Annotated in this window: 13 protein-coding genes and 1 tRNA gene; 7 read left to right on the forward strand and 7 right to left on the reverse strand. The window is 29.7% G+C overall.

Translation table 11 applies throughout. The features are described 5' to 3' along the window. Positions 1 to 28: 28 nt before the first annotated feature. Complete coding sequence (locus EAH81_RS11385; protein WP_140507075.1) at positions 29 to 766, forward strand: SDR family oxidoreductase; 738 nt, start codon at positions 29 to 31, stop codon at positions 764 to 766. A 69-nt stretch (positions 767 to 835) separates the two neighbouring features. On the opposite strand, the gene EAH81_RS11390 is transcribed toward EAH81_RS11385, so the two are convergent. Continuing rightward, the gene (locus EAH81_RS11390; protein ID WP_140507077.1) at positions 836 to 1705 is read right to left on the reverse strand and encodes a DMT family transporter; all 870 of its coding nucleotides are present in this window, start codon (positions 1703 to 1705) and stop codon (positions 836 to 838) included. 289 nt (positions 1706 to 1994) lie between these two features. Here EAH81_RS11390 and EAH81_RS11395 point away from each other — a divergent pair, with 289 nt between their 5' ends. Beyond that, entirely contained in the window at positions 1995 to 2600 is a 606-nt protein-coding gene (locus tag EAH81_RS11395) for a class I SAM-dependent methyltransferase (protein ID WP_140507079.1), read from the forward strand. An 89-nt stretch (positions 2601 to 2689) separates the two neighbouring features. Continuing rightward, positions 2690 to 3115: a VOC family protein gene (locus tag EAH81_RS11400; protein WP_140507081.1), complete on the forward strand. Its 426-nt coding sequence runs from the start codon at positions 2690 to 2692 to the stop codon at positions 3113 to 3115. A gap of 14 nt (positions 3116 to 3129) precedes the next feature. Here EAH81_RS11400 and EAH81_RS11405 read toward each other — a convergent pair whose 3' ends face one another. Further along, positions 3130 to 3708: an HD domain-containing protein gene (locus EAH81_RS11405; RefSeq protein ID WP_140507083.1), complete on the reverse strand. Its 579-nt coding sequence runs from the start codon at positions 3706 to 3708 to the stop codon at positions 3130 to 3132. A gap of 259 nt (positions 3709 to 3967) precedes the next feature. Here EAH81_RS11405 and EAH81_RS11410 point away from each other — a divergent pair, with 259 nt between their 5' ends. From EAH81_RS11410 to EAH81_RS11425, 4 genes are all read left to right on the forward strand, one after another. Beyond that, the gene (locus tag EAH81_RS11410; RefSeq protein WP_140507085.1) at positions 3968 to 4972 is read left to right on the forward strand and encodes a hypothetical protein; all 1005 of its coding nucleotides are present in this window, start codon (positions 3968 to 3970) and stop codon (positions 4970 to 4972) included. 58 nt (positions 4973 to 5030) lie between these two features. Further along, positions 5031 to 6041 (forward strand): DUF6438 domain-containing protein, encoded by a 1011-nt coding sequence (locus tag EAH81_RS11415; RefSeq protein WP_140507087.1) that lies wholly within the window; start codon positions 5031 to 5033, stop codon positions 6039 to 6041. Between the two features lie 153 nt (positions 6042 to 6194). After that, the gene (locus EAH81_RS11420) at positions 6195 to 7133 is read left to right on the forward strand and encodes a serine hydrolase domain-containing protein (protein WP_140507089.1); all 939 of its coding nucleotides are present in this window, start codon (positions 6195 to 6197) and stop codon (positions 7131 to 7133) included. 69 nt (positions 7134 to 7202) lie between these two features. Further along, complete coding sequence (locus tag EAH81_RS11425) at positions 7203 to 8681, forward strand: serine hydrolase domain-containing protein (protein WP_140507091.1); 1479 nt, start codon at positions 7203 to 7205, stop codon at positions 8679 to 8681. A 71-nt stretch (positions 8682 to 8752) separates the two neighbouring features. Here the strand turns inward: EAH81_RS11425 and EAH81_RS11430 are convergent, their stop codons facing one another. The 5 genes from EAH81_RS11430 to EAH81_RS11450 form a co-directional block, all read right to left on the reverse strand. Further along, the gene (locus tag EAH81_RS11430; RefSeq protein WP_140507093.1) at positions 8753 to 9154 is read right to left on the reverse strand and encodes a helix-turn-helix domain-containing protein; all 402 of its coding nucleotides are present in this window, start codon (positions 9152 to 9154) and stop codon (positions 8753 to 8755) included. Between the two features lie 358 nt (positions 9155 to 9512). After that, positions 9513 to 9929, reverse strand: a complete 417-nt coding sequence (locus EAH81_RS11435; protein WP_140507095.1) for a helix-turn-helix domain-containing protein — start codon at positions 9927 to 9929, stop codon at positions 9513 to 9515. Positions 9930 to 10125: 196 nt separating this feature from the next. After that, positions 10126 to 11106 carry a leucine-rich repeat domain-containing protein gene (locus EAH81_RS11440; RefSeq protein ID WP_140507097.1) on the reverse strand — a complete coding sequence of 327 codons (981 nt, stop codon included), beginning with the start codon at positions 11104 to 11106 and terminating at the stop codon, positions 10126 to 10128. 356 nt (positions 11107 to 11462) lie between these two features. Then, a tRNA-Val gene (locus EAH81_RS11445) sits at positions 11463 to 11540 on the reverse strand. A gap of 178 nt (positions 11541 to 11718) precedes the next feature. Next, positions 11719 to 12945 (reverse strand): bifunctional folylpolyglutamate synthase/dihydrofolate synthase, encoded by a 1227-nt coding sequence (locus EAH81_RS11450; RefSeq protein ID WP_140507099.1) that lies wholly within the window; start codon positions 12943 to 12945, stop codon positions 11719 to 11721. Positions 12946 to 13048: the final 103 nt, after the last annotated feature.

Here is a 13048-nt window from a genome sequence, read left to right on the forward strand (position 1 = left end):
TTGCTTCAATAATTTAAAAACACGAAAAATGAAATCAGTATTAATTACAGGAGCAAATAGAAGTATAGGATTAGAAATTACAAAACAACTTTCTAAAAAAGGTTTGTTTGTTTATTTAGGAACCCGCGATCTTGAAAAAGGAAATGCAGTTGTAAAAGAATTAAATGAAAATGGATTCGAAAACATCAAAGCAATTCAAATTGATGTTACAAATGCGGATTCTATTGCAGCAGCAAAAAGTATTGTTGAAAAAGAAAAAGGTAAACTAGACATTTTAATCAATAATGCAGGAATAAGCGGTGAATTTCCTCAAAGCGCTTTTGACGCTTCGAAAAAAGATATTCAAAATGTATTCGATACCAATTTTTTTGGTGTTATAAGTGTTACGCAAGCATTTTTAGAATTGCTTAAAAAATCAGAAAATCCAAGAATCAGCAATATTACTTCGGGACTTGGATCTCTAACTTTACATAGTGATCCAAATTGGAAATACTATAATTTTAAAGCAACAAGTTATGTGACTTCAAAAGCTGCTTTGAATGCTTACACGATTATATTGGCTTATGAATTGAGAGATTTACCTTTTAAAGTAAATGTAATTGATCCGGGTTATACCGCAACAGATTTTAATCATCATTCAGGTCCGGGATCTGTAGAAAGCGCCGCAAGTTTTATCATTAAACATACAGATACAGATGAGAATGGACCAACAGGAAAATTTTTCAGTAATGATATTGACGATGAAACAGGAATTAGTCCTTGGTAATTGAAAAAAAATAGAGTTTAAATTATGAAACCTCCAAAGTCATTTGATTTTGGAGGTTTCTTGTTTTGATTATTTCTTTTTGTTGAATGAAATAATAGTTTGCAAAATTACCGAAGCAAATACAAAAAAGAGTCCCACATAAAATGGTTTTCCCATTTCTTTGCCTTCATTAAAAAATATAAATGCTAAAATTATGGCATAAATAGGTTCTAAGTTAAAGGTTAGGTTAGTCGTATAAGCAGGTGTTTTTTTTAATGCTTCTGCAAATAAAACGTATAATGCAACTGTACAAAATGATGATAATAGGAGGAGATAGAAAAAATCTCTTTCATTTGGAATTAAACTATTTACAGGAAAAAGAAATAAATAAAAGGGTAATAGAATCGTTAAAGAAATTGTACCTCCGGTCATTTGGTAATAATTAATGACTTTACTATCATAAGTTTTAACCAATCGTTCGTTGTAAATTGTATAAAGTGCTGCAAAAGCCGACGAGATACAACCGAGCATAATTCCGGTATGGTAAGAACTATCAAATTTGAAAATTAAACTGATACCCAAAAGGGTTATTCCACTAAATATGAATTGAGAAAATACGAACTTATTTCGATTAAGTAAAGGATCAAAAATGGCAGTAAAAAAACTTGTTAAGCAATAACAAACTACGCCTATAGAAATGTTGGAATATTTTATACTTGCATAAAAAAAGACCCAGTGAATAGCAATAAAAATACCGCTTCTGGAAATTTTTAATTTTTCGCGAATAGTAATTGCAACGGATGTTTGGGTTAATTTTAGAAGAAAGAATAAAATAATCGCCGAAAAGAAGGTTCTGTACCAAACTAATAGTCCTTCGTTAAGAGAAATGAGTTTGCCAAAAATACCGGTAAAACCCGAAAGTATTACAGCTATGTGCAACTTTAGATAAGAGTTTTTCATAAAAATTGTCTGTCCGAAACCGAACAAGATTATAAATTAATTACTAGTTAAATATGAAGTATAGCAAAACACTTGACGTATTGTCAATTTGCAACTTCATCTATTTTTAAGAAGAAATTAAAATCTTGGCGGAGGAAGACAACCTTTTCTATTCATTTTTTATCTTTATTTTTCAAATGTATAAAAATTAATTTTGATCTAACATTTGTTGTGGATTGTATTTTAATCTAAGTGAATAGAAATTATACTATTTTCAGAATATTAAAAGTGTAAAATAAAAAGTAATATTATGGCAGAATTCTGGGAAGATAATTTTGTTGAAAAACAAGAAATGTGGGGACTCGAGCCTTCAAAATCCGCACTATTGGCAAAGGATTTTTTTGTGGAGAATTCAATAAAAAATATTCTGATTCCGGGAATTGGTTACGGAAGAAATTCACAAGTTTTCAGAGAAAACGGAATTACGGTAACGGGAATTGAAATATCAAAAACGGAGATTGATCTTGCAGCAAAACATTTTGGTACAGATTTGAAAATTTATCATGGTTCTGTGACCGATATGCCATTTGATACTAATCATTATGATGGAATATTCTGTTATGCATTAATTCATTTATTAGATAGTGACGAGAGACAAAAACTAATCAGGGATTCTTACAATCAATTATCAGAGAATGGTTATATGATTTTTACAGCAATCACAAAAGAGGCTCAGACTTATGGCAAAGGCAAATTTGTAAGCAAAGATCGTTACGAAATATTTGAAGGCGTCAAAATGTTCTTTTACGACAAAGAATCAGTTCATGCTGAGTTTGATAAATTTGGATTGTTCGAAATCATAGCATTGGATGAAAGTTTTCCGTTCTTTTTTATTACCTGCAGGAAAGTGAAATAGAGTTTTAAGTGAAAGGAATATTTAAGATTAGTAATATCGATTATAATAGTTCTTAAATTTGTAGATAGACAACTAAAAAACAACCCAATATGGAAGATTCAAAACAACAATCGGATAACTCAAATTCACCAATTGACACCACACCAAAAGTCACAGGAATTGGCGGTATTTTCTTTTTTTCGGACAATCCGAAAGAAACGAAAGAATGGTATTCTAAAAATCTTGGACTTGAAACCAATGATTGGGGGTCGACATTTCAATCCAGAGATATTAATAATGCTGATAAAGTAAATTCACTTCAATGGAGCCCTTTCAAAAAGGGAGATGAATATTTTTCTCCATCCAAAAAAGAGTTTATGATCAATTATCAAGTTCAGAATATCGAAGGACTTGTAGCTAAACTGAAAGAAAACGGAGTAACCATATTAGATGATATTGCAACTTATGACTACGGAAAATTTGTGCATATTATGGATGCCGATGGTAATAAAATAGAGCTTTGGGAACCAGCTTAATTGTGATTTATAGGCTAATTTACTGATGAACCAACGAAACGATGATATTCCTGGATTTTATTTTTCAATCTTTTGGCTAGATATTCATTTCCATCTTTTAGCTCATCCAATATTATTTCGGCTTCTTCAATATATTTTAACTTTTTTTCGTCTGTCCAATAGTATGGAGGTTCGTATAGATTTGCCGTTCTGTCTGCCATTTTAACTGCCCAAATTTCTACGGGTTGTTCTTTAATTCTTTTTAGGCTATCAAGCATTTTTTCCAACGATCCCTCAATTTTATCATTTTTAGTTAGCGCAAGAACTCCACTTGCAACTTCATGACCAAAAAGGGCATTTACTTTTTCATATGTCAAAGCTGTATCTTCGATAGTATCATGAAGTATGGCGCATTTAATAGCCAAATCGGCATTTATGTTTTCAGTTGATTGAATAGCGTTTAAAACTTCGAATACAACACTTCCGATATGATTTATATACTCGACTTGTTCGCCCTTACTAAAACCACCATATTTTTGTCCATCATGTAATTTTGAAGCTAATTGCCAAACTTTTTGAATTTCATCTATTGACCATTGTTTTTGTTGTTTCATTTGTGATTATTTATTTATGGTAATTTATTGATTTTTTTTGGAATTTCTCCAACATTTAATTCAATAATTTTAGAGATATAAGATATACATGTTATAGCGCAATGTCATTAAGTTAAGCTTTTTTTAGATAATTAAGACTGAAAAAAAATCGCGCAAAGTCGCAAAGCCGCCAAGTTTACATATATTTTCTTGCGATATTTCTTATATTAGCCCAAAAGAAAGTCTACTTCGTTGATCGAAATCTTAAAAAAACAAAAAATTGACAGATAATTATTTTAGCACAAAAAAGAAAAAAGATTACTGGAAAAGCCATTTGTTTGGTCTACTATTTTGTTTAATACTTGCAATTTATACCTTCATAAAATATACACCTGACAATAATGCAAAAAACATTTGTCTAATTGTGTTCCTTTTGTCTTTACTGGTTTCCGTTTTTATTTTACTCAATTTATTTTCAATAAAAAATTACAGCATTACAAAAAACAAGTTAATTCAATGGTCTTTTTTAAGAAGTGAAAAAAAAGTCTATGAACTTGATGAGATTGAAAGTTGGACTGAAAAACAATTAAAAGGAAAATCTAATAAATGGGAAGAAATAACCTTATATTTTAAAAATGAAGAAAAAATAAAGATAACATGTGACTATTTTGAAAATTATTTTGAATTAAAAAATGAAGTTACAAAAGGCAAAAAACGCGATACAGAACGTGAAGAATTAGCAGAAAGAAAAATAGGAAAAGAACTCGCTATTATATTTTTAACAATAAGCGCTTTACTTTTTTATGGAGCATATAATGCTTTGCATATTGAAGATATAAAATCAAAAGACATAATTGTTCTTGGCGATATAACATCAGAAAAAATTGAATATGTAAGAGGTAAGCATAGTTATATTAATGTCAGATTAAAAAAATACCCTGATTTAGTTTTCCATATAAGCAAGAAGATTTTGGGAGGAGATCTTGTAAAAAAAATAATTAGCGATGTAAATAAAGGCGATTCTATATATCTTGGTATCGATAAAAAAGATTATCGGGAAAAATTGATAAAAGTTGATTCGTTATCAGTAAGTGATACCTATTTTTTTAATGAAAATATTGGCATTGAAAGTATTAAATCAAAAACAACTAATTATTTAAAATTATCAGATAATAATTTTAATAAATCAGAAAACAAACATTGGGATTGTTTTGTATTTGTACTTATAGGTTTATTTTTCTTTTTAATGTCAATGATTGGTTTTAGTCAGACAAAGAATCCGTAATAGATTATAAGAATTATAAAATGAATTTTTGGAAAATATAAAGCATAAAAAAGTAAAAATGAAAATCATAAAATTATTTTTAATTCTGTTAGTTTTTGCATCTTGTAAAAACGAAACTAAATTTCTTAAAACCCCAATTGTCCAATCAGAAATAGATAGGCTAAAAAGTAAATCAGAAATAGAAAAGTTCATTCAAAAAAGTGACACAAATTACAAGAAATATGAATTAAAAAATCTTCAGAATTTCAACAGAAGTAATAGGAGAGATAGTATAAATAAGATTTTAGCAAATAAACTTAATGTCAAAACAAATTATACAAAAGTTGATTTTGATAATAATGGTTACACTGATTTGCTCGCTATTGGTGATAATCATGATTGTATAAGTTTTAGACCAGGAATTGAAGGGGAAGAATCGTGTAGTTTTTCACCAATTGTAGTAATGAATTATGGCGAAAATAAAACCAAAATTTTTCACATTGATAAAGAATGGGGTAATTCAATCGTCCCGAAAGTTGAACATATAAACTCTCAGCCTTTCTTAGTTATTTATACACAGAAATTAGTTGATGGTAAAAAAAATGAATATGCAGAATCAAAAAATATTTTGACTTTCAAATTTGGCGACTTTATCGAATACAATGAAAATCCAAAAAAAAATAAAATTACGAGAATTGAGTTTAGTACTTCAGGCTGTTTTGGTTCTTGTCCGGTTTATAAACTTACTTTAAACAGGAATTCTTTATCGGTATTTAATGCTCGGTATTATAATTTTAATAAAGAGCAAGAAGTTGGTTATGGAAAGGAAGAAGGAGTATTCTCTGCAAAGATTAATAAAACAGAATTTGACAAATTAGAGGAACTTATAAATTACTGTGATTTTGAGAATTTAAACAAAGAATATTATGTAATGCATACTGACGATCAAACAGGAAATTTGAAAATAACGTTTAATAATGGCAAAGTAAAAACCATTAGCGACTATGGAATGATTGGAACTTACGGATTAAAAAAACTTTACGATAAGCTGGCAGAAATCAGATTTAGTCAAAAATGGAAAAAAAATTAATACTATTTGTCAAGTTAACCAAAGCTCATAAAGAAACCAAGAAATTAAAAGATGCACTATAACAAACAACTGTTCTCGATTTTCACTGTTCTATTACTTCTAACTAATAATATATTTGCCCAGAATAAGCAAATAAAACAAATTGACTCTTTAATGAAATGGTCAAACCAAATTGGCGTTTTTAATGGAAATGTACTTGTTTCAAAAAATAATAAAATAATATACAACGCTTCATTTGGATTTACTGATGCAACAAAAACGAACAAATTAACTACTGACTACAGATTTAATATTGGTTCTATTACAAAAGAATTCAGTGCGATTGCTTTAATCCAATTACAAGAACAAGGTAAACTGAAACTAGAAGATAAGGTTTCCAAATTTATTCCCGAATTACCAAAATGGGCAAATGAAGTTGCGATTGGAAATTTATTACAATACACAAGCGGATTGCCTAATGTAAATTGGAAAAGTATTAAAAATGACAAAGACCTTTTTGATGGTTTAATGCTGATTGATACGCTCGATTTTAAACCTGGTACAAATTACGATTATAACAATAATAATATTTTTTTAAGACAATTTATTGTTGAACGATTGACAGGGATATCTTTTAAAACATATTCAGAAAAATTCATTTTCAAACCTTGTAAAATGTATTCGGCTAAATTGACTCCTTTAGAAGGAGAAGAAAATATTGCGCAAGGATTTAATAATAATTTAGTTCCAGACAAAAAAGATTTACCAATAACAGGAGGAACTTACCTTACGACTATTGATTTATTAAAATGGGCAAATTGTCTTCACAACAATAAAGTAATTAATAAAAAATCACTTTATAAAATAGGTCAACAATTTGATTTGCCGGAAACTCAATCGGCTTTGGGACAAGCAAAATATAAAAACGAAAATTTAATTACGCATCTACACGATGGAAGAGCTGGAAATTATGAAGCAATTTTAGTATCAGATATTGATGAAAAATTCACAATAATTCTATTAGATAACAATTATAATGGAAAAGTTTTTGAAATTTCAGCTGCAATTACAGCAATATTGAAAGACCAAAAATATAACCTTCCAAAAAAATAATTGTAGTAATAATATTTCATATACTGGCTTAAAAACAAATCAATCAATCAATAAATCAATCAATCAAAAATGAACAAACAAATCTTTCTTATTTTAGTAGCGTCTGTCTTGAGCAGTACCGTTTCGGGACAAAAAATAAATGATTTCTTTTCGACACTTAGTAAAAATGATCTTTTTAATGGTAGCGTTTTAATTTCAAAATCAGAAGAAATTACTTTTTCTAAGACTTATGGATTTTCTAATTTCGAAAAGAAAGAAAAAATCACTGACAAATCTCAATTTCCAATTGCATCCGTATCAAAAACGTTTACTGCTACGGCAATACTACAGCTTAAACAAAAAGGGAAATTAAAGCTTGATGATCCGGTTCAAAAATATCTTCAGGATTTTCCTTATCCAAATATCACCATTAGGCATTTGCTCAGTAATACTTCTGGATTGGCGGAATATTATCATCTATTTGATAATGTAATAAAAGAGCAGCCTGAAAAAAATATTTCTAATGCGGATATCATACCGGTATTTATTCAGAATAAAACTCCGCTTTCATTTTTGCCCGGAAGTAAATGGGAATATAGTAATGTTAATTTCTGTCTTGCGGCATTAATAGTCGAGAAAATATCCGGAATTAGTTTCAGAGATTATTTGGAAAAGAATATTTTCAAACCTGCCAAAATGAACGATTCATTTCTTCCGGAGAATAGAAAGATTAAGGTGCCAAATCAAGTAGAATTATATTCCTATCCAAACATGTATTCGACGAACTTCGTTAATATTAAAGATCAGAAAGAATCTTTTTTGATATTTGAGAAAAGCAATTTTTATGGAAACGGCGGTATTATAAGCACGGCTCTGGATTTGCAGAAGTATGAAAATGCATTATTTAAATATCAGCTTTTGGACAAGAAAGAATTAGAAGAAGCATTAACACCAACAAAGCTCAATGATGGGAAAATCGCCTCTTATCGTTATGGCGAAAAAGAGATAGCCTATGGTTTGGGTTGGGAAATGTATACTGATGAAAGTAACGGAAAATTAGTTTTTCACGATGGATCCATTACCGGACTTAGCTCTATTTTGATCCATAACATTGATAAAAACCAGACAGTGGTACTTTTATCTAATACTGCAAGTCCTATTTTTGCGGTATCTAATGCAGTTTTACAATTAATTAATGATAAACCTTATGTCGTTCCGGTACAAAATCTTTCAAGAGTTTATGGTAGTTTGCTTGAAAACGGAAGTAAAGAAAAAGCAAATCAATTGATCGAAGAATATTTAAAGAACCCTGGTAGTTATGAAGCAACAGAAAGGGATTTTAACAGATTGGGTTATCAATTTCTGAGACTTCAGAAAAAAGAAAATTCTTTAGAAACATTTGCTTCTGCGGCATTAATTTTTCCAAAGAGCGCCAATATATATGATAGTTATGGCGAGGCATTACTGCAATGTGGCAAAAAAGAAGATGCGATTAAGATGTATCAAAAATCTGTTGAATTGAATCCGGATAATGAAAATGGTAAAAAAGTTTTAAAGGAATTGCTTTAATATATTCGAAACATAAAAAAGACATAAAAAAACTCCTTAATTTCTTAAGGAGTTTTTGCTTTTCTAAAAGGTTATTTTCCTTTTATTATTTTTTCCAGATATTCAACTTTTTCTTTCTCGGATTGGACTAATCGTTCGTAAAGTTCTACAATTTTATCAAGAGGATTAAAGTTAGGCTGGATATTAATTGAGTTAATTGTTGAGTTATCGTGACTAGTATTAGTAAAAGTATTGTTTATAATATTTAAAACAGCTTCTTCCGAAAAATTCTTAATTGCTTCTACGCTTACGCCAAGTACTTTCGCTACTTCAATTAATTTTTCTTCATCGATAGTTTCACTGTTTTCCATAGCAGATATAGCTTGTTGGTTTGTTCCTAAAGCTTGTGCCAAAGCTTCTTGTTTCATATCTCGAAGTTCACGAATACGGCTAATTTTTCGCCCTATGTGATTTGGTTTTATTAGTGTGCTCATAGTTCAAAGATAATAATTAAGTATAATAAACAGGAATTGTAAAAAACATAATTTAAAATGTAAATCACAGATGTTGATTAGGAATTTTAAACAAAACTACAATTTTTCTGATAAATATAAGAACGCTTAATTTTTGCGTTTGAAACTTAAATCGTAGACAAAAAGATGTACACAATCTTGTCATTTCGACCGAAGGGAGAAATCACACTAGTAATTCCGTGCCTAAATTCGCCAATCTTTGTAGATATGCTTGTGTGATTTCTCCCTTCGGTCGAAATGACAAATACTTTGCGGAAGAAAAATAAAGCCATAAAAAAGACTTCTTAATTTCTTAAGGAGTTTTTGCTTTTCAAAAAGGTTATTTCCCTTTTATTATTTTTTCCAGATATTCGACTTTCTCTTTTTCTGCTTGGATTAAACGTTCATAAAGTTTTTCTTTTTCGTCGTAAACTTCCATCAACTTATCAAGAGGATTAAAGTTATATATTGGATATGCAGCATTTTGACCATTATTGGTGCTGTTATCGTGGAAACTATTAAAATAGCTAATCATATTTTCTTCTGAAAAATTTTTAATTGCTTCTACTGTTACACCAAGAGCTTTTGCAACTTCGGCAAGTTTTCCATCTTCTATTGTTTCACTGTTTTCAATGGCAGATATAGCTTGTTGGTTTGTTCCTAAAGCTTGCGCCAAAGCTTCTTGTTTCATATCTCGAAGTTCACGAATACGGCTAATTTTTCGCCCTATGTGATTTGGTTTTATTAGTGTGCTCATAGTTCAAAGATATTTAAAATTTCTCAGAAATTTCCCAATTGGTAAAAAACAGATTTGAAATTGTGTGATACAATTATATAGAAAAAACTCCAACATCAAGTGACTTTGGGGTTTTTGGAAACTTTGTGGTTCTTATGAGCCTTATTACGAATCAATCTTTGTGGGATTTGAAGAAAATGTCGATTATTATAGTATATTACATTTCTTTGCCCCATTCCCACTTTTCTATTCCTTTGTCTGTTAATCTTTTTGTTGAAACTTCATCTATCCAGTGAAATATATTTGTGTATTTAATAGTTTTACTAGTCATTAAAATTTCTAATGATTGATTGATTAAATTTTTACGATCCTGTGCTTTTGAATTGTCAGCAAAAGTAAGATGTAAAAGTTTTAAATTTGGTATTTTACTAATGTTTTGTATATCATTAAGCTGTAGGTTATTATTTATAATAATCTTTTTAAGTTTAGTTAATTTAGACATGTCTGGGATTTCTTCCATCTTAGCCATTCCTTCAAATTCAATTTTTTCAAGATTCTCCAAGGAGTTTAAAAAATTAAAGTCTGGAATTTGCCTAACTCGACTAAATTCAATAGATTTTAATTTTTTGAGATTACTTAAAGCGTCTAAATCTTTATAACTACCAAAAAGTAATTTAAGATCTTCTAAATTTTTTAAATCCGTTATAAACTGAAGATTTTCTAGCTTAACTCCTCTAAAAGTTAATTTCTTCAGTTTTGTTAATGATTTTATATTATTCAATCCTTTTTTCATTCCATCAACATAAAGAGATTCTAGATCTATAAATTCTTTAATAAAGGAAACATCTACAGCGATTGATTTTGTTTCTTCAATTCCAAAATGGTTTAATTTGGTGTTAATTTGGAGTTTTGAAAAATCAAATGTATTGTAGGACGCAATGGTAAATTTTCTAATATTTGGAATTAGTTTATAAAATGAGAAATTTTGAGTTTCGAACCATAATAATCTTAAACCGATGTTTGGATATTCTCCAAAAAAATCATTTAAGATTTCCCAAGTTTCATTTTTTGGATTTTCAAATTCATAAAATTGAAGAGAATGAATGTTCTTTTCGGCAAAAATTTCACGAATATCATTTCTTTGTAAATCTTTGTAGATATTAATATTTCCACTAAAATTTTTCCACTTTTTTTCCATAGGGAATAATTTTGATATTATGTTTGGTTTCAAATAATACTATATCGCCTGTGCGTAAATTATACTTATTAAATACAAAATTTATCATGATTAAGATTTGTAAAGTATAATAATCATCAGTATAATTTGTGGACTAATATAGAAACAAAATTTTTATAATTTATTAAATACAATTTCTATTCGTTGGAGGAATAATTTTAGTAATAAAGAAGATTTATATCTATCGTTTTATGTTGTTTGAACTTTGAGAACTACAAATCAGTAATTTTAGTATTAATAACAATTTACAGGGGATGTTGAAATGAACTGTTGTTTTTGGGCATAAAAAAAACTCCTTAATTTCTTAAGGAGTTTCTTGGTGGGCGATGAGGGGTTCGAACCCCCGACCCCCTCGGTGTAAACGAGGTGCTCTGAACCAGCTGAGCTAATCGCCCTATTTTACTAGGTTGCTATCGTTTCTGATTGCGAGTGCAAATATAAGCCACTTTTTCAGTTCTGCAAACAAAATAGGCTAAAAATTTAAAGTTTTTTTAAAGTTTTTCCTATCTCGTTGTAATTGAATTTATTATAAGAGAATATTTTTTAGTCTTTTTCGTACGATTTAAAATTCAATTAATTTAAAGGCAATTCGGCGACAACAAAAGTACTTCCGCCAACATAAATAAAATCATTTTTGGAGGCATTTTTCTTTGCTTCTGCGAAGGCGCTTTCAACCGAATCGTATTTTTCGCCTAATAAATCATGTTTTTCTGCCGCTTCTTTCAGAATTTCGGTAGGTAAACCACGTGACGAATCTGGTTTGCAGAAATAATATTGAGCTTTTTTCGGGAAAAGAGGTAAAATCGAATCCAGATCTTTATCATTTACAACTCCAAGAACAATATGAAGATTCTCAAAAGTTTGATTTTTAATCTGATTCATCACAACTGCCAATCCGTGTTTATTGTGTGCGGTGTCACAAATGATTTTCGGATTTTCTCCCAATTGTTGCCATCTTCCTTGCAAACCGGTATTTTTCACCACTTTTAATAAGCCCGATTTTAGATTTTCGTTGGAAACAGTAAATTCGTTTTGAGAATTCAAAACTGCAATAGTTTGCTGAACCGTTTTTTTATTATGAAACTGGTAATCGCCAATTAAATCAGATGGAAAAACTTCTGAAATCAAATCGGAAGCAAAGTATATTGGTGCTTTATTTTCTTCGGCTTTAGCCAAAAATACAGGTTGAGTTTCCGTTGTATATTCACCAATAACAACGGGAACATTGGGTTTTATAATTCCGGCTTTCTCGCCTGCAATTGCTGCAGGAGTATTTCCAAGAAACTGCGTATGATCTAAATCGATGTTTGTAATCACAGAAACCAATGGCGTAATAATGTTGGTCGCATCAAGTCTTCCGCCAAGACCAACTTCGATAATGGCAATATCAACTTTTTCTGCTGCGAAATAATCAAAAGCCAAACCAACCGACATTTCGAAAAAACTCATGTCATTAGCTTCAAAAAAATCTTTGTGTTTGGCGACAAATTCACACACAAAATCTTCTGAAATTTCGGCGCCATTGATTTTTATTCTTTCTCTAAAATCTTTTAGATGAGGTGAAGTGTACAATCCAACTTTATATCCGGCTTCCTGCAAAACCGAAGCTAACATGTGCGAAGTAGATCCTTTGCCATTAGTTCCCGCAACATGAATGCATTTTAGCTCATTTTGGGGATTATCAAGATGTGCTGCCAGCAACTTAATATTGGTCAAATCTTCTTTGTATGCCGAAGCGCCTTGAAGTTGGTACATTGGGAGTTGATTAAACATCCAATTGGTAGTTTCCTGATAGTTCATTTATTTTGAGTAAAAGTGTTGTTGATTGAAATAATTTTCGTTTTTTTTAGTTTTATATAACAGCGAAAATTATCTTTATTGCAAATTTCAAATATTTTTTAGA

The sequence above is a fragment of the Flavobacterium pectinovorum genome (assembly GCF_006438875.1).
GTDB classification, from domain to species: domain Bacteria; phylum Bacteroidota; class Bacteroidia; order Flavobacteriales; family Flavobacteriaceae; genus Flavobacterium; species Flavobacterium pectinovorum_A.

Bases quoted from the DNA above. Each gene is read 5' to 3' on its own strand.
- EAH81_RS11395 (WP_140507079.1), top strand. From the start codon at position 1,995: ATGGCAGAATTCTGGGAAGATAATTTTGTTGAAAAACAAGAAATGTGG.
- EAH81_RS11400 (WP_140507081.1), top strand. From the start codon at position 2,690: ATGGAAGATTCAAAACAACAATCGGATAACTCAAATTCACCAATTGAC.
- EAH81_RS11450 (WP_140507099.1), bottom strand. From the start codon at position 12,945: ATGAACTATCAGGAAACTACCAATTGGATGTTTAATCAACTCCCAATG.
- EAH81_RS11405 (WP_140507083.1), bottom strand. From the start codon at position 3,708: ATGAAACAACAAAAACAATGGTCAATAGATGAAATTCAAAAAGTTTGG.
- EAH81_RS11430 (WP_140507093.1), bottom strand. From the start codon at position 9,154: ATGAGCACACTAATAAAACCAAATCACATAGGGCGAAAAATTAGCCGT.
- EAH81_RS11440 (WP_140507097.1), bottom strand. From the start codon at position 11,106: ATGGAAAAAAAGTGGAAAAATTTTAGTGGAAATATTAATATCTACAAA.
- EAH81_RS11415 (WP_140507087.1), top strand. From the start codon at position 5,031: ATGAAAATCATAAAATTATTTTTAATTCTGTTAGTTTTTGCATCTTGT.
- EAH81_RS11420 (WP_140507089.1), top strand. From the start codon at position 6,195: ATGAAATGGTCAAACCAAATTGGCGTTTTTAATGGAAATGTACTTGTT.
- EAH81_RS11425 (WP_140507091.1), top strand. From the start codon at position 7,203: ATGAACAAACAAATCTTTCTTATTTTAGTAGCGTCTGTCTTGAGCAGT.
- EAH81_RS11435 (WP_140507095.1), bottom strand. From the start codon at position 9,929: ATGAGCACACTAATAAAACCAAATCACATAGGGCGAAAAATTAGCCGT.
- EAH81_RS11385 (WP_140507075.1), top strand. From the start codon at position 29: ATGAAATCAGTATTAATTACAGGAGCAAATAGAAGTATAGGATTAGAA.
- EAH81_RS11390 (WP_140507077.1), bottom strand. From the start codon at position 1,705: ATGAAAAACTCTTATCTAAAGTTGCACATAGCTGTAATACTTTCGGGT.